This window comes from Ruegeria sp. AF3, assembly GCF_056536285.1.
Genome location: NZ_JBQFJM010000001.1, coordinates 442614 through 463852, shown reverse-complemented (window position 1 = coordinate 463852; position 21239 = coordinate 442614). Strand labels below are relative to the sequence as shown.

Annotated in this window: 19 protein-coding genes; 12 read left to right on the top strand and 7 right to left on the bottom strand. The window is 58.3% G+C overall.

Features of this window, described 5'->3' with window-relative positions:
* Positions 1-15: 15 nt before the first annotated feature.
* From ACR3FC_RS02260 to ACR3FC_RS02245, 4 genes are all read right to left on the bottom strand, one after another.
* Entirely contained in the window at positions 16-1197 is a 1182-nt protein-coding gene (locus tag ACR3FC_RS02260) for an ammonium transporter (RefSeq protein WP_480473082.1), read from the bottom strand.
* A gap of 209 nt (positions 1198-1406) precedes the next feature.
* The gene (locus ACR3FC_RS02255) at positions 1407-1874 is read right to left on the bottom strand and encodes a CinA family protein (protein WP_480473080.1); all 468 of its coding nucleotides are present in this window, start codon (positions 1872-1874) and stop codon (positions 1407-1409) included.
* On the bottom strand, positions 1871-2368 hold the full coding sequence (locus ACR3FC_RS02250) for a phosphatidylglycerophosphatase A family protein (RefSeq protein WP_480473078.1): 498 nt from the start codon (positions 2366-2368) through the stop codon (positions 1871-1873). The genes ACR3FC_RS02255 and ACR3FC_RS02250 overlap by 4 nt, the downstream gene beginning before the upstream one ends.
* Positions 2365-3495, bottom strand: coding sequence for a bifunctional 2-C-methyl-D-erythritol 4-phosphate cytidylyltransferase/2-C-methyl-D-erythritol 2,4-cyclodiphosphate synthase (locus ACR3FC_RS02245; RefSeq protein ID WP_480473076.1), 1131 nt, complete (start codon positions 3493-3495; stop codon positions 2365-2367). The genes ACR3FC_RS02250 and ACR3FC_RS02245 overlap by 4 nt, the downstream gene beginning before the upstream one ends.
* Positions 3496-3655: 160 nt before the next feature.
* Here ACR3FC_RS02245 and dusB point away from each other — a divergent pair, with 160 nt between their 5' ends.
* The 7 genes from dusB to ACR3FC_RS02210 all read left to right on the top strand — a co-directional run bounded on the left by dusB (position 3656) and on the right by ACR3FC_RS02210 (position 12767).
* The gene (dusB, locus tag ACR3FC_RS02240) at positions 3656-4660 is read left to right on the top strand and encodes a tRNA dihydrouridine synthase DusB (protein ID WP_480476755.1); all 1005 of its coding nucleotides are present in this window, start codon (positions 3656-3658) and stop codon (positions 4658-4660) included.
* Positions 4657-5745: a two-component system sensor histidine kinase NtrB gene (locus tag ACR3FC_RS02235; RefSeq protein WP_480473074.1), complete on the top strand. Its 1089-nt coding sequence runs from the start codon at positions 4657-4659 to the stop codon at positions 5743-5745. Before dusB ends, ACR3FC_RS02235 begins: the two co-directional genes overlap by 4 nt.
* Positions 5745-7112, top strand: coding sequence for a response regulator (locus ACR3FC_RS02230; RefSeq protein ID WP_480473072.1), 1368 nt, complete (start codon positions 5745-5747; stop codon positions 7110-7112). Before ACR3FC_RS02235 ends, ACR3FC_RS02230 begins: the two co-directional genes overlap by 1 nt.
* A gap of 123 nt (positions 7113-7235) precedes the next feature.
* Complete coding sequence (locus ACR3FC_RS02225; protein ID WP_480476753.1) at positions 7236-9500, top strand: sensor histidine kinase NtrY-like; 2265 nt, start codon at positions 7236-7238, stop codon at positions 9498-9500.
* A complete protein-coding gene (ntrX, locus tag ACR3FC_RS02220; protein ID WP_480473070.1) occupies positions 9497-10906 on the top strand; it encodes a nitrogen assimilation response regulator NtrX in 1410 nt (469 codons plus the stop codon). Before ACR3FC_RS02225 ends, ntrX begins: the two co-directional genes overlap by 4 nt.
* 42 nt (positions 10907-10948) lie before the next feature.
* Complete coding sequence (locus ACR3FC_RS02215; protein WP_480473068.1) at positions 10949-11542, top strand: helix-turn-helix transcriptional regulator; 594 nt, start codon at positions 10949-10951, stop codon at positions 11540-11542.
* Positions 11543-11585: 43 nt separating this feature from the next.
* On the top strand, positions 11586-12767 hold the full coding sequence (locus tag ACR3FC_RS02210; protein WP_480473066.1) for an MFS transporter: 1182 nt from the start codon (positions 11586-11588) through the stop codon (positions 12765-12767).
* A 26-nt stretch (positions 12768-12793) separates the two neighbouring features.
* Here ACR3FC_RS02210 and ACR3FC_RS02205 read toward each other — a convergent pair whose 3' ends face one another.
* Positions 12794-13273, bottom strand: a complete 480-nt coding sequence (locus tag ACR3FC_RS02205) for a hypothetical protein (protein ID WP_480473064.1) — start codon at positions 13271-13273, stop codon at positions 12794-12796.
* A gap of 96 nt (positions 13274-13369) precedes the next feature.
* Between ACR3FC_RS02205 and trkA the strand changes: the two genes are divergently transcribed.
* From trkA to ACR3FC_RS02180, 5 genes are all read left to right on the top strand, one after another.
* On the top strand, positions 13370-14746 hold the full coding sequence (gene trkA / locus ACR3FC_RS02200; RefSeq protein ID WP_480473062.1) for a Trk system potassium transporter TrkA: 1377 nt from the start codon (positions 13370-13372) through the stop codon (positions 14744-14746).
* The gene (locus ACR3FC_RS02195; protein ID WP_480473060.1) at positions 14746-16284 is read left to right on the top strand and encodes a TrkH family potassium uptake protein; all 1539 of its coding nucleotides are present in this window, start codon (positions 14746-14748) and stop codon (positions 16282-16284) included. The genes trkA and ACR3FC_RS02195 overlap by 1 nt, the downstream gene beginning before the upstream one ends.
* Before the next feature lie 132 nt (positions 16285-16416).
* A complete protein-coding gene (gene hfq / locus ACR3FC_RS02190) occupies positions 16417-16656 on the top strand; it encodes an RNA chaperone Hfq (protein ID WP_005982826.1) in 240 nt (79 codons plus the stop codon).
* Positions 16656-17927: a GTPase HflX gene (gene hflX / locus ACR3FC_RS02185; RefSeq protein ID WP_480473058.1), complete on the top strand. Its 1272-nt coding sequence runs from the start codon at positions 16656-16658 to the stop codon at positions 17925-17927. Before hfq ends, hflX begins: the two co-directional genes overlap by 1 nt.
* A gap of 20 nt (positions 17928-17947) precedes the next feature.
* Positions 17948-18256 (top strand): putative quinol monooxygenase, encoded by a 309-nt coding sequence (locus ACR3FC_RS02180; RefSeq protein ID WP_480473056.1) that lies wholly within the window; start codon positions 17948-17950, stop codon positions 18254-18256.
* A 1-nt stretch (position 18257) separates the two neighbouring features.
* On the opposite strand, the gene ACR3FC_RS02175 is transcribed toward ACR3FC_RS02180, so the two are convergent.
* Positions 18258-18653 (bottom strand): nuclear transport factor 2 family protein, encoded by a 396-nt coding sequence (locus tag ACR3FC_RS02175; RefSeq protein WP_480473054.1) that lies wholly within the window; start codon positions 18651-18653, stop codon positions 18258-18260.
* Positions 18654-18761: 108 nt separating this feature from the next.
* The gene (locus ACR3FC_RS02170) at positions 18762-21224 is read right to left on the bottom strand and encodes a penicillin acylase family protein (RefSeq protein ID WP_480473052.1); all 2463 of its coding nucleotides are present in this window, start codon (positions 21222-21224) and stop codon (positions 18762-18764) included.
* Positions 21225-21239: the final 15 nt, after the last annotated feature.

The window sequence follows — 21239 nt, the reverse complement described above, 5'->3', positions numbered from 1 at the left end:
GCAGCCAAGGTGGGCTTAGCTGCTCATGTCGTAGGCCCGTTCACCATGTACCGAGAGGTCGAGGCCATTTGTCTCGGTCTCGGCGTTTACGCGAAGTGGTGTGATCTGTGCAACCAGTTTGACCAACACAAACGTGACAACTGCCGTGAAGGCACCCACGATAACCAGCCCACCCAACTGGGCAGTCCATGTGCCAAGGCCAAACAGGGCGATCATGATGGTGCCGAAGATGCCTCCGACGCCATGTACCGCGAACACGTCCAGTGTATCGTCGATATTCAGCTTGTTGCGCACCAGACTGACGGCTTCCTGACACAGAATGCCCGCAACAGCACCGATGATGAGGGCCTGAACCGGACCCACAAAACCCGAAGCGGGCGTGATCGAGGCCAGACCTGCAATTGTTCCGGTAACAAGACCCACCATCGAGGCTTTGCCAAATCGGATGCGTTCCCAAAGCGCCCATGTCAACGAGGCAGTAGCGGCGGACAGGTGGGTAACGGTCATCGCCATCGCAGCACCTCCGTCCGCGGCCAGTTGCGAGCCGCCATTAAAGCCGAACCAGCCGACCCACAGCATCGCGGCGCCCACCATGACATAGCCGGGATTATGCGGCGGGGTCGTGCGGTTGCGGCGCGGGCCAAGGATGACGGCGATGATCAGGGCTGCCAGACCAGCGGTTTCGTGCACCACGATACCACCTGCGAAATCACGCACGCCAATGTCGCCCAAAATACCACCATCGGCCAGCATTCCACCGCCCCAGATCCAGTGAACCACCGGCGCATAGCACAGCAGCATCCACAGCGCCGAGAAGGTCAGTACAAAGCCAAAGCCTACCCGTTCGACATATGCGCCCACGATCAGGGCCGGGGTAATGATGGCAAAGGTCATCTGAAAGGCAAAGAAAAGGATTTCAGGTAGAGTGCCAGCAAGGCTGTCCACATCGACACCGTTGAGGAAAGCCTTGCCCAAACCACCCCAAAGCCCGCTTTCACCGGGCCCAAAGGCGATGGAGTACCCGGCGACCAGCCAAAGAATGCTCATCAAACAGGCAATGGCAAAGCAATGCATAAAAACGCTGAGCACGTTTCGGGCACGTACAAGCCCGCCGTAAAACAAGGCCAGACCCGGTAATGTCATGAAAAGGACCAGTGCTGTAGCAACTATGATCCAGGCTGTATCGGCTCCATTCATGGGCCGCTCTCCTTTTCCCTGCATGGTTTCCCGGGCAGGTCATCTGACAACGCCCGGGATCGAGTGAGTGTATGTGCAGAGCCTTGAAGCGGAGGGCAGGTGAGGAAAAAAGAGGCAACACCCGAATTGGTCGCCTATTTTGTCGCCTTTTGTTCAAGTGATGACAGTTTTGGCGGCTATGGGCAGATAATGCCTAAAAAAGGTGCGCGTTATGAAAGCCCGGTCAGAAGCAACGCCAGCGCATGATCCCGCGCGGCGCGGCGCACCGCATCCCGCCCTTGCGCGCCAAACTCAATCGTTTCTGTTCGGGTTTCCCGGCCTTCTCTGGCCAGTCCGAAACATACGCGCCCTTCGGGTTTGAATTCAGACCCGCCCGGCCCGGCAATGCCGGTAATCGCGACGGCAAGCTGAGCTTGTGAGTTGCGCAATGCGCCTTCGGCCATTTCGCGCGCAACCTCTTCGGACACTGCGCCGAAAACCTGCAGGGTTTCCGCCAGCACACCCAGCATGTCCTGCTTGGCCCCGTTGGTATAGGTGACAAAACCCCGATCCACGACGGCCGAGCTGCCGGGTATATCCGTCAGGGCCGCAGCGACCATACCGCCGGTGCAGCTTTCCGCTGTTGCGATCATAACGCCCTGCGCTTTGGCGCGGTTCAGCAGGTCGGGCACGTTCATAGGCCCAGAACCCCGTGCGTGATGCCAGCCAGAACTATCACGCCAACGGCTGCGAAAATACCCGCAATCACGTCGTCCAGCATCACTCCCATAGGATCGCCGCGACGGTCTGCCCAACCGACGGGGCCGGGTTTGGTGATGTCGAACAGGCGGAACAGAGCGAACCCGGCAACCCAGCCGGGCCAGAGGGCGGTAATGTCGATCCCATGCGCCCAGGACGGATATGAGATCGCCCAGAGGGCAATGAACTGGCCCGCGACCTCATCGATGACGATTTCCGACGGGTCGTGATCGTCCTGGCCGTCGGTCATCACACGCGTGGCCCACAGGCCGCCTGCGAACACCACGAGCGTCGCGATTGCCAGCAATGGGAATCCCCCCAGCGTGTGCAGGACCCAAGCCATCGGAAGCGCGGCCAGCGAACCCCAGGTGCCTGGGGCAGGGCGTATATATCCGACGCCGCCAACGGTGCCAATCAACTGCGCCGCGTTCATGATTTCACCAGACAGGCCGTCGCAAGCGATGCGATGCCTTCACTGCGACCGGTGAAGCCCAGACGCTCGGACGTGGTGGCCTTGACCGAGACCTGATCGGCACGCAAGCCCATGATTTTTGACATTTCTTCGCGCATGACAGCGGCGTGAGGGCCAATCTTCGGGTATTCACAGACCAGCGTGCAATCCACGTTCGAGATGCGATATCCCATCTGTCCGGCCAATTCGACCGCGTGACGCAGAAAGATCTCGCTGGCGGCCCCTTTCCATTGCGGATCCGAGGGCGGAAAATGCTGTCCGATATCCCCTTGCGCCAATGCGCCATAAATCGCGTCGGTTACAGCATGCATCCCGACATCCGCATCCGAATGCCCCTGCAACCCGCGATCATGGGGAACCTTCACACCGCAAAGGACCACATGATCCCCGTCGCCAAATCGGTGCACGTCATAGCCGTTGCCAAGTCTTACATCCATATCCATTCCCATGATGCGTTCCGCCCGGGCAAAATCCTCGGGGCGGGTGATCTTCAGGTTGTCCGCATCGCCCGATACGATGCAGACATCGACCCCCGCACCGCGTGCAACCTCAACATCATCGGCAGCACCGCCTGGATGCGCCGCATGGGCGGCGGTGATGGTGTCATAGTGAAAGCCTTGCGGTGTCTGCGCCGCAAACAGGTTGCTGCGGTCTTGCGTGCCCGTCACGGCCCCGTCTTGTCCTATCCACAAGGCATCGGTTACCGCCAGTCCGGGGGCGGCGGCCTGATGTGCATCCAACGCGTTCAAAACGTCCTGAATGGTGCGAGACGAAACGCAAGGTCTGGCAACGTCATGAATCAAGACGCGCTTCACGTCGAGATGTGTCAACGCCTTTAAACCGTTGCGCACAGAACCTGCACGATCTGCGCCGCCTGCGGCGAGGATCAGGTCGGTATCACGAAACTCCTTCCAGGCCAGAGTGTCTTCGTCGGATAAGACGAGAACGATGTGGGCAACCTGTCCACGGAACCGATCGATTGTCCAGTCTGCCACGCGGCGTCCTGCAAGGCTGCGCCACTGTTTTGGGACGTCGCCCCCTGCGCGTAGGCCGCGGCCCGCGGCGACTATGATGGCAGCTGTGGTCATGCCGCGCGCCCTCCATTTTGTTGCGTTTGTTTAGGCGGCGGTGATTGCAGAGGCAATCACCTATGGTCATGTGATTAAAAAATAGGCAGTTGATGGTTCTACAGGCTTGTTGCGCGTCGTTTTGTTGTTCATATGCGTAGAATTCGATATCAGAACTGCAATTGCCCAAGGATTAAGCACGTTGACTTTGCGCTTCGCTGACAAACTCGTAACACCGCCGGTTTTGCTGGCCCCGATGGCCGGAATCACCGATCGCCCATTTCGGGATCTAGTTATGCGCTTCGGCGCCGGCATGGTCGTCAGTGAAATGGTCGCCAGTCAGGAAATGGTGCAGGCCAAACCCGGAGTGCGGGAGCGCGCCGAATTGTCTGCCGATGTGGAAAATACAGCTGTGCAACTGGCAGGGCGCGAAGCGCACTGGATGGCCGAGGCGGCGCGTCAGGTTGCTGATCGTGGGGCGCGGGTGGTCGACATCAACATGGGGTGTCCCGCCAAGAAGGTTACAAATGGGTATTCCGGCTCGGCCCTGCTGAAAACACCAGACCATGCGCTGACGCTGATCGAGGCCGTAGTCAGTGCAGTTGACGTTCCGGTGACATTGAAAACCCGTCTGGGGTGGGATGACACCCTGCTGAATGCCCCTGAGGTCGCGCGCCGTGCACAAGACGCAGGCGTTCAGATGGTTACGATCCACGGACGCACGCGATGCCAGTTCTACAAGGGGCGCGCTGACTGGAGCGCGATCCGGGCCGTGAAACAAGCCGTGTCGATTCCGGTCATTGCGAACGGAGATATCACGGATACTGCCGCCGCGCGAACGTCGCTGACTCAGTCTGGTGCAGATGGGGTCATGGTCGGGCGTGGCGCGCAGGGTAAACCGTGGCTTTTGGCGCAGATCAGTCACGACCTCTACGGGGAGGATGCGCCGGATATTCCGGTCGGGAATGTCCTGATCGACATGGTGCGCGCGCATTATCAGGCGATGCTGGGATTTTACGGTGCCGATCTGGGCCTGCGTGTCGCCCGCAAGCATCTGGGATGGTACATGGATCAGGCCGCAACCCCTGCGCCGCTGCGCCGGGCAGTTTTGACGTCGCGAAGCACGGATGAAGTCCTGCGTCTGCTTGGGGACGCACTTGCCGATACGGGCGAGGTGGCGGCATGAATTCCAACGCCAACATCTGGAACTCATTGCCGGTTCCGGCCTTCATAATCGATGAAGAAGATCGCATCGCAGATGTGAATTCGGCGGGCGAGGGGTTTTTGAATGCCTCGCGCCGGTCGGTAATCGGGCATCCGGTATGGGACCAGATCGCCGTTGACGCACCGCTGGAGGAAGCATTCCTGCGCGCCCGTTCTCAAGGCACGCCACTGTTCGTAAACGATGTGGATGCTGGTTCGGGGAACCGTGCGCCGTTGCAATGTGCGTTGCAGATCGCGCCTCTGGTTGGGCATCCGGGGTCGATGATCATGATCATATCACCTCGTGAACTGGCGGGCCGGATGACCTTGGGCAACACGGTCAAGTCAGCGGCGCAGTCGGCGATTGGCATGGCCGAGATGCTGGCGCACGAAATTAAGAACCCACTGGCCGGGATTACCGGTGCAGCGCAACTGCTGAGCATGAATATTTCGCCACAGGATCTTGAACTTACAGACCTTATTGTGGCCGAAAGCCGAAGGATCGTGAAGCTTCTGGAACAGGTCGAGCAATTCGGCAACTTGCAGAAACCGGACCTCAGGCCGGTCAATATCCACGATGTACTGGACCGTGCAAGGCGGTCCGCGCTGCTGGGATTTGGCGCGGATATGACAATCATCGAGGATTACGATCCGTCATTGCCGCTGGCCTATGGCGATCCGGACCAGTTTCTTCAGGTGGTTCTGAACCTGCTGAAAAACGCATCCGAGGCCGCAGGGCCTCAGGGCGGAACAATCCGTCTGCGCACGTATTTCGAACATTCCTTCCGGCTGCGCAGAAGTGATGGGTCGGGTCACTCGCTGCCGTTGCAGATCGAGATCATCGATGACGGTCCAGGGCTGCCCGAGGATATCCGCGGTGACATTTTTGACCCGTTTGTGTCGGGCAAGGAAAACGGCACCGGTCTCGGGCTGGCGCTGGTCAGCAAGATCGTTTCCGACCATGACGGCTGGATTTCCGCCGATTCCGTGCCTGGCCGCACCGTTTTCAAACTGTCGCTGCGCCGCGCGCCGCGAGATGCAACAGAACACAAGAAGGAGAGCACCTGATGGATGGCACCGTACTGGTTGCGGATGACGACCGCACAATCCGCACCGTTCTGACTCAGGCGCTGACGCGGGCCGGATGCAAGGTGCACGCAACGTCTTCGCTAACCACCCTGATGCGTTGGGTCGGCGAAGGTAAAGGCGACGTGGTGATCTCGGACGTTGTCATGCCTGATGGCAATGGTCTGGAGATGCTGCCGAAGATCGCAAAGGATCGCCCTGGATTGCCGGTTATCGTGATTTCCGCACAAAACACGATCATGACCGCGATTCAGGCGGCTGAGGCAGACGCATATGACTATCTGCCCAAACCGTTTGACCTGCCGGATTTGATGAAACGCACGGCGCGGGCACTGGATCAGAAGCAGCGCGCACAGCCAGAACCCAAACAGGCAGGCGGTGAGCGTCCGGATGAGCTGCCTCTGGTCGGCCGCACGCCAGTCATGCAGGCCTTGTATCGGTTGGTCGCACGCGTGATGAACACCGACCTGCCGGTAATGATCTCGGGTGAAAGCGGAACGGGTAAATCGCTGATTGCCCGGGCAATTCACGACTTTTCGGATCGGCGTACATTACCCTTTGTCACAGTCACCGCAGCCGACCTAAGCGATTTGGAGGGCCCGGCCCGCGTGATGGCGCGGGTGCGTGGAGGTACGCTGCTGATAGATGAAATCGCAGATATCGGCGATGAAATTCAAGCCCGCGTGGTGCGTATGATGGATACGCCCGGCGATCATGCTCCGCGTTTCATGGCTACCAGCCAGACAAACTTGACCGATGGGATGGAAAACGGCCGTATCCGTCAGGACCTGTATTATCGTTTGTGCGGGGCGACGATCCACGTGCCATCGTTGCGCGAAAGGGTCGACGATATTCCGCTGCTGGCCGAACATTTTCTGGCCCGGGAAGAGAAGGAAAACGGAAACAAGCGGTGGCTCAGCTCTGATGCGGTGGAACTGGTGCGGCGCTATTCATGGCCGGGGAATGTGCGACAACTGGAAAACGCTGTTCGCCGTTTGGGGCTGACCAGCCGGGCAGATGAGATTTCAAAGGCCGAGGTGGAAATGGTGTTGGGCAGCCAGCCCGAAGCCGCACCGGTTCTGAGCGGTGGCGAACGTGAAAAGCTTTCAACTTCGGTCGAGCGTCATCTGCGACGGTATTTCGATCTGCACGGCAACATTTTGCCGCCACCGGGCCTTTATCAGCGGATTTTGCGTGAGGTTGAGGCTCCGCTAATCGAAATCGCACTGGATGCAACTGGTGGGAATCAGGCAAAATGTGCTGATTTACTGGGGATTAACCGAAATACGCTGCGAAAAAAGATTACTGACCTCGATATTCAGGTGACACGGCGTCGCAAACTGATGTAATATCGCCACACAAACCGTGGCATCCTGGCACCTGTCAGGAAAAGATCACGATATATGGCGGTAAGCCGCACAAGCGGCACATCAGGATGAGGGCAGACGGTGGCAACCCGAGCACAGAGCGGGATGATCCTATCGATTGGTCGATGGCGTAAATCACGGAAACTGCGCAATTTCGGCACCTTTGGGCTGGTCCTCTTGGGGCCAGTTCTGGCGCTTGCCACATATCTTGTCATTGGTCCCTTTGATCTTGGTGCGACCGCGCCGACATTGCGGCTGATTCTGCTAGCCGATCTAGTCTATGTTCTGGTCGTTGCGGCTTTGGTGCTCAGTCAGTTGGGTAGCCTGATTGCGGCCAGGCGGGCCAAGTCGGCGGGCTCGCGCCTACATTTGCGCCTCATCGGGGCGTTTACGCTGCTCGCGCTGGTTCCGACCGTTACGGTCGCCATTTTTGCCGGCCTTACCGTGAATATCGGTCTGGAAGGCTGGTTTTCGGATCGCGTACGGCAGGTTGTCGGGTCCTCCCTGACGGCGGCAGAGGCTTATGAGCAGGAACATCGCAGTGGTCTGACGCAGGACGCAACCGTTCTGGCGCGGTTCCTGAACAACGCACGTTCGGTGGAGTTTTACATTTCTGATGCCGAACTCCGCGAGGTTCTGGCGCAGGGGCAGGCCCGGATTCAGCGCGGGTTGCGCGAGGCCTATGTCATCGACGGCACGGGCGAAATCCGGTCGCGCGGGGATCGGTCCTATCTGTTCAACTATGAGGCGCCAACAGCCGAGCAAATGACGGAAGCGGCAGAAAAGGGGCTGCTGATCATTGCTGACTGGCCAAACAGTGAATTCCGCGCGCTGGTCCCGCTTACCGCCTATCTGGACCGTTACCTGTATGTCAGCCGCGAAGTGGACGGGCAGTTGTTGACGCTGCTGGATGACACCAAGGAAACGGCGCAGTTCTATCAGCAGCTGGAAAGTGAACGGGGCAGGGTGTTGTTCGAATTCGGCCTGCTCTATCTCGGCTTTGCGCTGATCCTGATCCTGGCTGCGATGTCACTGGGGATGTGGTTTGCCGAACGGCTGTCGCGCCCGGTCGGACGATTGACCACGGCAGCACAGCGGGTCGGTGCCGGAGACTTGAGCGTTCAGGTCATCGAAGAGGCCAGCGACGACGAGATCGCGATGTTGGGCCGATATTTCAACCAGATGACCCGACAACTAAAAGGACAGCGGGACACGCTGCTGGAAAACACCCAGCAAATCGAAAGAAGGCGTCGCCTGTTTGATTCCGTGCTCAGTTCGGTCACATCCGGTGTTGTCGGCGTGGACCCGGATGGATGCGTTACCTTCGTCAACCGTTCGGCCGAGCGCTTGCTGGACTGGTCACGAGGCGAAGAACACCTGGCTATCGGCATTGCAGTTCCCGAGTTTCTGCCCTTGTTTGAAAGCCTCAAGGACAGCGGGCAGGAGGCTGTTCAGGGTGAGGTTAAGGTCACACGCAAGGGGCGGCTGGAAAACCTGCTGGTTCGCATGGCCATCCGTCGCGGAGAGGATGGCGGGCTGGAAGGCTATGTGGTTGCCTTTGACGATGTAACCGATCTGGTCAGCGCACAGCGAATGGCGGCGTGGGGGGACGTGGCCCGCCGCATTGCACATGAAATCAAGAACCCATTGACGCCGATCCAGCTCAGCGCAGAGCGCATCAAGCGCAAGTTCGCCCGCAAACTGGATGAGGAAGACAGCGGCAGCCTTGAGTCGATGACCGGCGTCATCGTGCGGCAGACTAACGACCTGCGGCGTATCGTGGATGAGTTTTCCAAGTTCGCACGGATGCCCGAACCCGTTCGACGAGAGGAAGACTTGGTTGAACTGGTGCGCGAAGCCGTTCTTTTGCAGCAGGCGGGACAGCCGGACGTACAGATTGACGCCGATCTGCCGCAGCAGCCGATCATGGCGGATGTAGATGCGACCATGCTCAACCAGGCATTGACCAACCTGATTAAGAACGCTGGGGAAGCTATTGTTACCTTGCAAGAAAAGGGCGCCCCGAGCAACCTGGTGCCACAGATCAAGGTGGCGGTATTAAGCGACAGTGCGGGTACGGTCATTACCATTGCAGACAATGGAATCGGTCTGCCGGAGGACCGGGCGCGTTTGTTTGAACCTTATGTTACGACACGCGACGAAGGGACCGGGCTGGGCCTTCCGATCGTCAAGAAAATTATAGAAGAGCATGGCGGCGCGCTGACCCTTGAGGACGCGCCCGTATTTGACGGGCAGGACCATTTTGGCGCAATGGCTGTGATCCGTTTGCCTGGGGCAGGTATGTCCCCAACCGTTGCGCCGCAGAAGCAGGCAATTAGAACCAACAAACTGAAAGCAGGCCAAAGATGAGCGACATTCTGATCGTAGATGACGAGCGCGATATTCGCGAGCTGGTGTCCGACATTCTGGAGGACGAAGGCTATTCAACCCGGCTGGCAGCCAACTCGGACGAGTGCATGGCGTCGATCAATTCCGAACCGCCGGGGCTGTTGATCCTGGATATCTGGCTGAAGGACAGCCGTATGGACGGGATTGATATCCTCAAGTCGGTAAAACGCGATAACCCGGATGTGCCGGTGGTGATTATTTCGGGCCACGGCAACATCGAAATCGCTGTTGCTGCTATCAAACAGGGTGCTTACGACTTTATCGAGAAGCCCTTTAACATTGACCAGTTGATGGTGGTGATCCGCCGCGCGATGGAGACGTCTCGTCTACGGCGCGAGAACGCGTCGCTGAAGCGGAAAGAGGTCAACAACTCCGACATGATCGGCAAATCCGCGTCGTTCCGGGCGATGCAGGGGCAGTTGGACAAGGTTACCAAGTCAAACGGTCGCGTCATGCTGCGCGGGCCTGCGGGTTCTGGAAAGGAAATTGCCGCGCGCTATATCCATGCCCACTCCAACCGCGCAAACGCTCCCTTCGTGACCGTCAACTGTGCCGGGATTGAGCCTGAGCGTGTGGAAGAAGTTCTGTTTGGCCGGGAATCGGCCGAACGTGGTGTGGAATCCGGATTGCTGGAAGAAGCCCACGGCGGCGTGGTCTATTTTGATGAAGTGTCCGACATGCCTTTGGGTACACAGTCCAAAATCCTGCGTGTGCTGGTGGATCAGCAATTCCAGCGCGTGGGTGGCTCGGACAAAGTGCGCGTGGATCTTCGGGTGATCTCATCGACCAACAAAGATCTTGATGATGAAATCGCGGCCGAGCGGTTCCGGGAAGAGCTGTATCACCGTCTGAATGTGGTTCCGATCACCGTTCCATCACTCGAGGACCGGCGCGAGGATATTCCGGTTCTGGCCCAGCATTTCATCGAAATGTGCAACGAAACCCAAGGGTTGCCTATGCGGGAGCTGTCGGACGAGGCGGTCGCTTTGCTTCAGACAATGACGTGGCCGGGTAACGTGCGCCAGCTGAAAAACTTGATCGAACGTGTTTTGATTCTGGGTGACGGCACCGGCCCAATTGAGGCGCGCGAGCTGCCAAGCGAAGAAGACAAGGCCGAAGAGTCGGGCCGCGTTGTCTTGTCGGGGGCGCTGGCCACTTTGCCGCTGCGCGAGGCCCGCGAAGCGTTCGAGCGTGAGTATCTGCTGACCCAGATCAACCGCTTTGGCGGCAATATCAGCCGCACCGCCAGCTTTGTCGGGATGGAACGCAGTGCGCTGCATCGCAAGCTAAAGTCGCTGGGTGTTGTGACCTCAAACAAATCCGGTGCGCGGGTCGCGCAAATCGACGAGCCCGAACCAGCAGAATGAGTCTGGGGTCATAGTTCACGGGCAGATGGATGTGTGGAAGGGATGGCGAGAACGGTGAACTCTGATCGGTCTGGCCGGTTCGTCGAAGGCTACCCGGCTTTTGGCAGGCGGTTAAAGCGACTTCGACGGTCGATCGGATTGAAACAATCCGCGCTGGCAGAGGTTCTGGAGGTCGATCAGACCACGGTTTCCAGATGGGAAAACGGGATTCAGATTCCGACAACTGATCTGCAACACTCGGTGTTTGCTGCGCTGGCTCCTTTCAGGGCGGATGACAACGCGTTAAGACGGCTTGTCGTGAACTCGGCCGACTGCATCCATCTGGTTGAGGAGGCCAGCCATATGTGCCTGGCCTATTCCCGCCGGCGGGCGCGGGACTGGAAAACCACCCAACGGGCACTGCTTGGCGTGTCCCTCTGGCAATTTGCAACGGAAGAGATCCGGCAGGCTGAGGCCGAGCTACAGGACGAGGGGTGGTGGGATTTGCAAGCGCCCAACCCCAAGTCGTTTGTAACTTCCGAAGCGCGGCACGACCGTATCCGGATCAGCGCCGGACAGATCACCTGGGAACGGTTGTACCTGTCGGATGGAACGCCGGTTAGGCTGGTCAGTGGGGCACGGTCGGGACGCGCATAATTTATGCGTATTCCTGTGCGGTCGGGTGCAGTAGAACCGGCCTATGCCCCATCCATTACGCATCTTGTTACAGGTTTTGTTGCTTTGGCTTGCCGGGCTAGGTGCGGCGACCCAATTCGCCAAGATAGCGGTTCCTTTTGTTCAGGTCGCGGCCCTCTATCCTGCGCATGCGGATAAGATTGGCTGGCTTTTGTCAGTCATCAGCCTGATTGGAGCGATTCTTGGTGCATTGTCCGGCGCGATAGCGGGGCGGGTGGGGCCTGTCCGGTTGCTGATGTTTGGCTTGATCCTTGGCGGGGCGGTGTCCCTATTTCAGGCCAGTATCCCCGGTTTAGGCCTGATGCTGGTCAGTCGCGTTGTCGAAGGGGTCTCTCATCTGGCCATCGTTGTCGCCGCGCCGACTCTGATTGCGCAAATCACGATTGGAAAATGGCGCAACGCGGCAATGGTTTTGTGGAGCAGTTTCTTTGGTGTCGCCTTTACCCTGAACGCTTGGCTTGGGCTTCCTTTGATCGCTCAGGTCGGGCTGCCGGTTTATTTTGCTACGCATGGCGTTCTGATGTTTCTGATCGCCGTCCTGATCGTATCATTCCGTCCCAACAGTGCATCGGCTTTGGTAAACAATCCTTTTTGGAGCGTTCGAACACTGATTGACATACACGTACAGACCTATCGCTCTGCATTTGTGTCGGCTCCGGCGCTCGGATGGTTCTTTTACACGCTGACCTTTGTCTCGCTGCTGGCCATTCTTCCGGGAAGATTGCCGGAAGATGTCAGTGCGATGATCGCAGGTTTGATGCCGTTGGCCGGGATCGTGATTTCCTGGCTTACCGTCCCAGTGTTGCTGAACGTTTGTTCTGGCGTATTCGTTGTTACCCTTGGTTTCGGGCTGTCTATCCTGACGATAGGCGCCCTGTGTCTTGGTGCCCCGTTGCCCGTTGTCTGCGTTGCGCTTTTTGCGGTGCTGGGGCTTGTTCAGGGCGGCAGCTTTGCAGCGGTACCGCAGTTGAACTCGACACCCGAAAACCAGGCGCTTAGCTATGGTGCGATGGCGCAGATGGGGAATGCGGGTAACCTTTTGGGCACACCTGTTTTGCTTGCAATTCTGTGGCGGACCAGTGAAGCAGGCATGTTGATTGCCGTGGTCGGGTTCTATGCTGTTGCCATGGCGCTGCATCTGTGGCTAGCCGCGCGGCGCAAACGCGCTTCGACCGAGCTGGATTGATCAAACATGCGGAACAGTGGTTTTTCTTATCCGGATTGCCCCGGTGTGATGATCTGAAACGACCCGTCATCGAATTTCACAAAGCATGAGGCACTGTTGAGGGGCGGCAATGTCGTTGTTCGCGCCAGTGGCACCCGTGATTTCACGTTTTGCTTGCAGGGCGGTAAGCTGACCGGACGAAATCCCTTCTCGGCCATGCATTGCGCCTCGACCGTGTTTCGCAGTCCCTGGTTGACATCGACGGTATAAACCCTGCCGGGTTGCCACCAGCCTGGGGATTGATAGCAACGACCCATGCCATCACAATACGTACGCCCAGGCCAATAAGTCGGCGGGCTTTGACGGATCTGATTGGCAACCGGCACCTCTTTTACCGCCCTAAGCTGGCACTGGGTGGTCTCTTTTTGCAGACGTGACACGGTTTCACCCTCACGATAGTAAAGCGAGAGTGGCCCACACGAGGACAGCACCATCAGGGGCACGAGCATAGGAAACAGCGTTTTCATATGCTTATCTTGCCGCAGCTGATCAGCGATGACAATTCAATTGACCGCTTTGGGGGCATCTGTCATTCAATCCTTTCAGGCAGAAGGGCCAGAAACATGAAGGTCATTATTTGCGGCGCGGGTCAGGTCGGCTGGCAGATTGCGCGGCACCTTTCGGGCGAATTGAACGATGTCACCGTTGTCGACAACAATCCCGATCTGGTACGGCGGGCGACCGAAACACTGGATGTGCAGGGGATCGCCGGGTTTGCAAGTTACCCCGATGTGCTTGAAAGGGCAGGCGCGCGCGATGCGGACATGATCATCGCTGCGACCCATTCGGACGAGGTGAACATGGTCACCTGCCAGATGGCGCATTCGGTCTTTTCGATCCAGCGCAAGATCGCGCGACTGCGGTCGAAATCCTATCTTGAAGCGATCCATTCGGACCTTTACCGGCGCGATCATCTGCCGATTGATGTGGTGATCAGCCCCGAACGCGAAGTGGCCGCAGCCGCGATGCGCCGCCTGTCGGCCCCGTCCGCCTTTGACACCGAGATTTTCATGGACGGCAAGGCGCAGCTTTTGGGAATTCGCGTGGATGAGGACTGCCCGATCGTGAACACGCCCTTGCGGCAACTGACCGATTTGTTCTCGACGCTCAGTTCGATCGTAGTGGGGGTGCGTCGCGATGGAACGCTGTTTGCACCAGAATCCGAGGATCAGCTGTTTGTCGGCGACGAATGCTACGTCTTTACCAATGTAAAAGACGTGGATCGCACCATGGAGGTGTTTGGCAAGACCCAAAAGCGTCAGGATCGTGTGGTGATCGTGGGCGGGGGCAATGTCGGGCTTGAAGTGGCGCGAACTCTGGAAGAACAAAAGAGCCGCGTGCGCGCCAAAATCGTCGAGCGAGATCGCCGATGCGCCGAGATCGCCGCCGAGGCGCTGGAACGAACGATTGTGCTGCACGGTGATGGTCTTGATGCCAGTTTGTTGAGCGAGGCCGGTATCGACAGGGCGGATGCAATGCTGGCGGTTACGGATGATGACCGCACGAACATGCTGGCCGCTGTGCGGGCCAAGGCCGAGGGTTGCACGTTGGCGATTGCTTTGATCAATGATCCCAGCATGGTGGCGTTGATGGGACCTTTGGGGATCGACGCGTATATCAATCCGCGGGCAACCACCGTCAGTTCTATCCTGCGCCACATCCGTCATGGCCGGGTGCGACAGGTCTACTCGATCGGAGATGCTGAGGCCGAAGTGATCGAGGCCGAGGTTCTGTCAACCTCTCCCATGGCGGGGCAAAAGCTGCGCGATATCGATTTTCCCGAAGGCGTACTGGTTGGGGCCGTGCGCAAAGGGGATGAGGTGATGCGACCGACGGGCAGCCTCAGGATCGATGAAAAGGATGTCGTCGCGATTTTTGCCATGGCCAAGGACGTGCCTGAGGTCGAACGCCTGATGCAGGTTTCAATCGATTTCTTCTGATGGCGCATGCGGGGATACAACAGATTGGGCTATTGCGGCGGTTGCCGCTGTTTCTTCTGATCTGGGCTATTGCGTCACTGGCAATGTGGGTTCCGGCAGTTTACGCGCTGGCGCTGGATGATCACGACACATCCCGATCGTTTCTGTATTCCGGTATCATAGGGTTGTTTCTGGTCGCCAGTATCGCATTGGCCTCGTCCAATCGCGTGCCACGGCGTGGGACTTTGGGACAATTGGCGGTGATGCTCGCATGTTTCACCATTCTTCCCGTCTTTCTTGCAATTCCATTTCACGACGCGCTGGGAACGACCACATTCCTGAACGCTTACTTTGACATGGTTAGTGCCCTTACGACCACAGGGGCGGATCTGTTTCCGGATCCAGACCGCCTGACGGCCCCGCTGCACCTGTGGCGTGCCTTGGTTGGATGGATGGGCGGTTTGCTGATGTGGATTGCCGCCGCGGCAATCCTTGCGCCTTTGTCGCTAGGTGGGTTCGAGGTCACGGCACGCGGTCAGCCGGGTCGCCCGGTATCGGGTGTTGCGCAAAGCGAACGCGTTGATCCACGTGGCCGGCTGCTCCGTGTGGCAAAGGGACTGACCCCGGTCTATGCCGGGCTGACGGCAGTGATCTGGATCCTTCTTCTGATCGCTGGCGAAAATGGTCTGACGGCCGTTTGCCACGCAATGTCGGTCATGGCGACGTCGGGAATTTCTCCGGTGGGTGGTATGGAAGGCGCGCAAGCGGGATTCACGGGCGAGGCGATCCTGTTTCTGTTCCTGTTCTTCGCCCTTTCGCGCCTGACATTTTCGACCGACACGGCAACATCCGGTTATTCCCGCCTGGATACGGACCCGGAGTTTCGCATTGGCCTGATGATTGTGCTGGCCGTTGCTGCGTTACTGTTCTTTCGCGTTATTGCAGGCGTTACGGAAATCGGCGGGCAAATCGAACCTTTGCAGGTATTGCAGGTCATCTGGGGTATGCTGTTCACTGTTCTGGCCTTTCTGACAACCGCCGGGTTTGAAAGCGCAAACTGGGATGATGCGCAGCAATTGTCTGGTCTGGGAACGCCCGGATTGTTGCTGATGGGGCTGGCGCTGATCGGTGGCGGGGTCGCCACTACGGCTGGCGGTGTCAAACTGCTGCGGGTTTTTGCCCTGTACCTGAATGGTGCGCGCGAGATCGACAGGTTGATCTATCCCTCGTCAGTCAGCGGGGTTGGAGGCGGTAACCGACGCATTCAAAGGGACGGCGCGTTTATCGCCTGGATCTTTCTAATGCTCTTTGCGCTGACATTGGCAGTGTTCAACCTTTTGCTGGCCGCTATGGGGGCCGGGTTCGAACAGGCCATGGTGCTCAGCGTCGCAACGCTCAGCACGACGGGTCCGCTGATTGAACTGGCCACTGATGTTCCGATCCGGTTGATAGACCTGTCCGCAGGGGCCAAGCTGACGCTGTGCGCGGCGATGGTCATTGGCCGGCTCGAGACACTTGCGATCATCGCCCTGATCACTCCTTCGCTGTGGCGGGATTGAAGCGGTTGGGTCCGGCCGTTTTTTCTGCTTAATTTTTCGTCTGGAATATCTTTACGCGGCGCTCCATACTGAACCGGAGGGAGCGTGTTGGTCCGCAACGCGTGGCAAGAACAATGGCGAGATTATATAAATATGGCTTCGGACAGACAGAATCTTCAGGATGCCTTCCTGAACAATGTACGGAAAGCTAAGGTTCCGGTTACAATTTTCCTGATCAATGGCGTGAAATTGCAGGGTGTGATCACCTGGTTCGACAATTTCTGTGTATTGTTGCGCCGCGACGGACAGTCGCAGCTGGTGTACAAGCACGCGATTTCAACCATCATGCCATCACAGCCGATCAACCTGTATGAGGGCGAAGACGCCTCTTGATGGAACATGACCGGACGCGCACCAGGGCCTGGGTGCTGCATCCCGAAATCAAATCAGATGAACAGCGCCGCGTTCCCGAACCGGCGCTGGCCGAGGCGGTTGCGCTGGCCGCCGCTTTGCCCGATCTGGACGTGATCGGGTCTGAAATCGTACGCCTGCAACGCGCCCAGCCCGGCTATTTGTTTGGCAGTGGCAAGATCGAGGAACTGGGCGAGCGGCTTCGTGAAAACGAGGTTGAACTGGTTCTGATCGATGGGCCGGTGACCCCGGTTCAGCAGCGCAATCTGGAAAAGGCATGGAAGGTCAAGATCCTCGACCGGACCGGGCTGATCCTTGAGATTTTCAGCGACCGTGCGCGTACCCGCGAAGGGGTGTTGCAGGTGGAAATGGCTGCGCTCAGCTATCAGCGGACGCGTCTGGTGCGGGCCTGGACCCACCTTGAACGTCAGCGTGGCGGCTTGGGATTTGTCGGCGGACCTGGCGAGACCCAGATCGAAGCCGACCGTCGCGCCATTGACGAACAACTTGTGCGTCTGCGTCGCCAGTTGCAGAAAGTAGTCAAGACCCGCACGTTGCACCGTGCTGCGCGGGCCAAGGTGCCATATCCGATCGTTGCATTGGTTGGATATACCAATGCCGGGAAATCTACTCTGTTCAATCGGCTGACCGGGGCCGAAGTGTTGGCCAAGGACATGCTGTTTGCCACGCTGGATCCAACTATGCGCCGCGTGCAACTGCCCGATGGCCCGGAAGTGATCCTGTCGGATACGGTGGGTTTTATCTCGAACCTGCCGACCGAGCTTGTGGCGTCTTTTCGGGCCACGCTTGAAGAAGTATTGGGCGCTGATCTGATTGTTCACGTGCGTGATATCAGCCATGAGGAAACCGAAGCGCAGGCGCAGGATGTCGAAGCAATCCTGACCTCGCTTGGTGTCGACGAAGAACGCCCCCGGCTTGAGGTTTGGAACAAGACTGACTTACTGAGCGCCGAAGAAAAAGACGCTGCATTGGCAAGGGCGGATCGCGATCCGGCCATATTTGCCATCTCGGCAGTTACCGGCGAAGGCGTGACCCCTTTGCTTTCCGAGATTGCAGCAATCCTGCAAGGGGCCCGGCACGAGGATGTTCTGAACCTGAGCTTCGCTGAAGGTAACAAGCGGGCGTGGTTGTTCCGGCAGGATGTTGTACAATCCGAAGAGCAGACCGAAAAAGGGTTCCGTATTACTGTCCTTTGGACGGATAAACAGGCTGCTCAATTCGAAACACTATAGAAACGGCGAAGTGGCGGAACTTGTCTGACACATTGGATCAAAGAGTATTTCTGACCGGATTTATTGATGTCCCAGCGGATCGCCTTGAAGATGTGCGCGCCGCTCTGTCCACGCATATCGCCCTCACAAAGGCGGAAGTGGGTTGCCTGTCGTTCGATGTTGTCGAGGATCAGATCACACCCGGACGGTTCACTGTATCAGAGGTTTTTGTGAATCAGCGGGCATTTGATGCGCATCAGCGGCGGACGAAGGCATCCGAGTGGTTTCTGATTACGCAGGGAATACCGCGGAATTATGCGATAGAAACCGCGGGCAAAAAGACAACCTAAGTCATGTGCCGTAAAGTTGCCGCTGTATATCATCGGTGTCGAACCAGCCGACTGACGATTGTACAAGATGGTCAGGTGCAAGTTCCCATTCATCCCATCCGCGCGCGATAACATAGTTGCCGGTCTGGGCATGATGCCCTTCACGTGTCCAGACAAACAGGGCGTGAGAGCCAGCCCATCGCATCATGTCGCACCGCACTTCCAGATCCGGAAAATCGGCATAGACCTCTCGGGCCATTTCGGCAATCGCGGCACGCCCTTCGACAGGCTCACTCCGGTTGGTTGTGATCCGACCGTCCTGCGTGAAAAAACTGGCAACGGAATCGGCGTCACCTGAACTCCAGGCGATCGCGTAATCTCGGGCAAGGTTGTTCAGAGTATCCCGAATGCTGGCCATAGTTTCCCCCTGGTCCGAAACAGTTCGCCCGGTGATGGTAGGCGAAACTGCCGCGTGGCGTCCACGGTCCGGACAAAAAGGGGCGGGGACTCGCCGAAACCCCGTTGCTTAGCGTGGGATCAGATTGGTCACTCCGACAGCAGCGGCGCGGGCAAGGTCAAGGTCCAGCGACATGGGAATATATTCGCCACGCCGCCACAGCTGCGCCTGATCGTCGTAATAACGCGACAGGAAATGGCCCGATTGGCCGGTAGCGGTGATAAAGACCGAGCTGTTGGGATCGGCAAAGTCATACACACCGCGATACCCGGCCCCGTGCACATTCTGAAACGGGTCGAGCCCTTCGCCCGACGTGCGCCCGCGCAGCAAGGTGTTGTCGCCGCCACTGGTCGATTGGCGAATGTTCACAAAATACCGAAGTATAGGCACGTTCCCCAGAACCGGGTGGTCGTGGGTCGCCTGATGGGCATCACCCCAGCGCAGGGATTCCAGTGCGCTGCCGTAGCGTTCGGTGATCCAGATCAGCGCGTCATCCAGCGCAAGTCGTGCCATTTCGGTACAGGTTTCAACCGGCGCGCTTTGTCGTACATCGCACCAGACACCGGCGCCATCAATGTCACGATAGACCCGTTCGATGAACAGGGGCTCGACATGTTTGAATTCGCTGGCCAGCGGCCCAAGCTCGTCCGAAATCAGGCGGATCTGAAGCGCCCGCACCCAGGCTGCATAGATCAGCGGTTCGGGCAGGTGCTCGTTCATCTCGCCGTTCCAGTCCGCCAGCAGCGACAGCGCAATCTGGCGCTGCCGCTCGGGCGTCCCTTCAGGGGCCGAGGCACCGGTGTACCAAAGGTCAGCACCGATCAGCGGCAGCAGAGAGCGCGCGGTGAAACTGACCGTATCCAGTTGCGCCTCAATGAAACTGTCGCGGGTATGCACCTCACGCGATTGCATCAGGCGTTCCCAGCGATGTACGCGCTGAGTGTCACCCCACTCGTAGGACACATGATCCGGGAACGGGCGGTCGATGATCTTGTTGTTGGTGTTGCCCAGAACGCCACCGGCAGGGGCCACGAATTCCGGGTTGTTGGCGTAGGGCAGGCGGCCTTGCCAGCGGTTTGCTTCGATCCAGCCGGGTGTCGGAATGCGTCCGCGGCTTTGGTTTTGCAGATCACGCCGGGGCATGGCGCCAATCAGTTTCATCCCTATTGTCGTTTTGTCGACCAGTGACAGGTTTTGCGAGGGCGCAATGAATTGCCGCGCCACGGTTACGGCGTCCTGCACGTTGTCTGCGTTCATCAGGGCCATGGACGCCGTCATCGAAGTGTCTTGCGGGCTGAGCGCCGTCCAGGACAAAGACGCAACATGGCCCGGCGGTGTGATGGTTTCCAGCTTGTAATCCGTACCGGGCAACACGGGCCCGTTTTCAGTCCAGCGCAGCGTCAGTGTAACCGGAGCTTCCCCCTTGATTTCAATGATCGAAGGACGGGTCTGGAATTCCTTATAGCCATCCGGGGTCAGGTATTCTTCGGGGTTTTCCGGGTTCAGCTGCTCAATATGAATGTCCTGATCGTCAAGATAGGATGACGTCACCCCCCAACCCAACCGGTCACTGCGGCCGGTCATGATTGCGGGAATACCAGGGATCGAGGCCCCAATAACGCTTCCCTTTTCCAGACCAAGATGCGCCAGATACCACACGCCGGGTGCTGTGAAGCCGAGATGCGGGTCGTTGGCCAGTAATGTTCCACCGCTTGCCGAGCGCGAAGGCGCAGCAGTCCAGGCGTTTGATGCCCCCGCCAGCCCGCGTTTGGGAAGGGGTGACAGCAGCGTTTCAGGAAAACTCGTACCAGCGGCATAGCGTGGAAGGTTGGGAAACAGCGAAGCATATTCAGGCAACGCAGCAATGCCGGGGCCGGGAACATCGGGCAGAATATCTGCCAGCCTGTCAGGATTGCTCAGCATCAAAGACGTACGCGCCCGCAGAACCTCGTCGGTCAGGTGACCGGACAGCTGCAGCGCCATAAGCTTGATCACGGCGATACTGTCTCCCGGTTGCCAGGGCGAGACGGGTGCATTGAACAGGAACATCTCAGGCGCGCCGCGCCCCAAGGCCTCGTCGTTGATCTCGGTCAGGCGTGCGTTGACTCCGGCCGCATAAGCACGAAGGGCAGCCTTGGTATAGTCGTCCTGTACCTCGACCGAGCGATGGGCAAGGCCGTACAGATCCAGCCGGCGCAAAAGCTTGTCGACGCGAAGGGTGCGTGGTCCAAAGATTTCGGACAAGCGGCCCTGCGCGGTGCGGCGCATGACCGTCATCTGCCACAATCGATCCTGCGCGTGGGCATATCCAAGACCGAAAAACACATCTGGGTCATTTTGGCCCAGTATGTGCGGCACATTGGCGGTGTCGCGCACGATCTCAACCGGAGCGGTCAACCCGTTGACTTCGAGTTTCTGGTCATAATCCGGCAGGGATTGGCTGGCCAGAAAATAGACAAGGCCCATTGCGGCGAGGATCAGCATGATCAGACCCGACACGATGCGCACCAGCCAGCGGAAAACAAGACCCATTACTGCCCCAAATTC

What these genes read in the sequence shown, in the direction of transcription:
- ACR3FC_RS02260 (WP_480473082.1), bottom strand. Translation starts at nt 1,197, where the DNA reads ATGAATGGAGCCGATACAGCCTGGATCATAGTTGCTACAGCACTGGTC.
- ACR3FC_RS02255 (WP_480473080.1), bottom strand. Translation starts at nt 1,874, where the DNA reads ATGAACGTGCCCGACCTGCTGAACCGCGCCAAAGCGCAGGGCGTTATG.
- ACR3FC_RS02250 (WP_480473078.1), bottom strand. Translation starts at nt 2,368, where the DNA reads ATGAACGCGGCGCAGTTGATTGGCACCGTTGGCGGCGTCGGATATATA.
- ACR3FC_RS02245 (WP_480473076.1), bottom strand. Translation starts at nt 3,495, where the DNA reads ATGACCACAGCTGCCATCATAGTCGCCGCGGGCCGCGGCCTACGCGCA.
- ACR3FC_RS02235 (WP_480473074.1), top strand. Translation starts at nt 4,657, where the DNA reads ATGAATTCCAACGCCAACATCTGGAACTCATTGCCGGTTCCGGCCTTC.
- ACR3FC_RS02230 (WP_480473072.1), top strand. Translation starts at nt 5,745, where the DNA reads ATGGATGGCACCGTACTGGTTGCGGATGACGACCGCACAATCCGCACC.
- ACR3FC_RS02225 (WP_480476753.1), top strand. Translation starts at nt 7,236, where the DNA reads ATGATCCTATCGATTGGTCGATGGCGTAAATCACGGAAACTGCGCAAT.
- ntrX (WP_480473070.1), top strand. Translation starts at nt 9,497, where the DNA reads ATGAGCGACATTCTGATCGTAGATGACGAGCGCGATATTCGCGAGCTG.
- ACR3FC_RS02215 (WP_480473068.1), top strand. Translation starts at nt 10,949, where the DNA reads ATGGCGAGAACGGTGAACTCTGATCGGTCTGGCCGGTTCGTCGAAGGC.
- ACR3FC_RS02210 (WP_480473066.1), top strand. Translation starts at nt 11,586, where the DNA reads ATGCCCCATCCATTACGCATCTTGTTACAGGTTTTGTTGCTTTGGCTT.
- ACR3FC_RS02205 (WP_480473064.1), bottom strand. Translation starts at nt 13,273, where the DNA reads ATGAAAACGCTGTTTCCTATGCTCGTGCCCCTGATGGTGCTGTCCTCG.
- trkA (WP_480473062.1), top strand. Translation starts at nt 13,370, where the DNA reads ATGAAGGTCATTATTTGCGGCGCGGGTCAGGTCGGCTGGCAGATTGCG.
- ACR3FC_RS02195 (WP_480473060.1), top strand. Translation starts at nt 14,746, where the DNA reads ATGGCGCATGCGGGGATACAACAGATTGGGCTATTGCGGCGGTTGCCG.
- hfq (WP_005982826.1), top strand. Translation starts at nt 16,417, where the DNA reads ATGGCTTCGGACAGACAGAATCTTCAGGATGCCTTCCTGAACAATGTA.
- hflX (WP_480473058.1), top strand. Translation starts at nt 16,656, where the DNA reads ATGGAACATGACCGGACGCGCACCAGGGCCTGGGTGCTGCATCCCGAA.
- ACR3FC_RS02175 (WP_480473054.1), bottom strand. Translation starts at nt 18,653, where the DNA reads ATGGCCAGCATTCGGGATACTCTGAACAACCTTGCCCGAGATTACGCG.
- ACR3FC_RS02170 (WP_480473052.1), bottom strand. Translation starts at nt 21,224, where the DNA reads ATGGGTCTTGTTTTCCGCTGGCTGGTGCGCATCGTGTCGGGTCTGATC.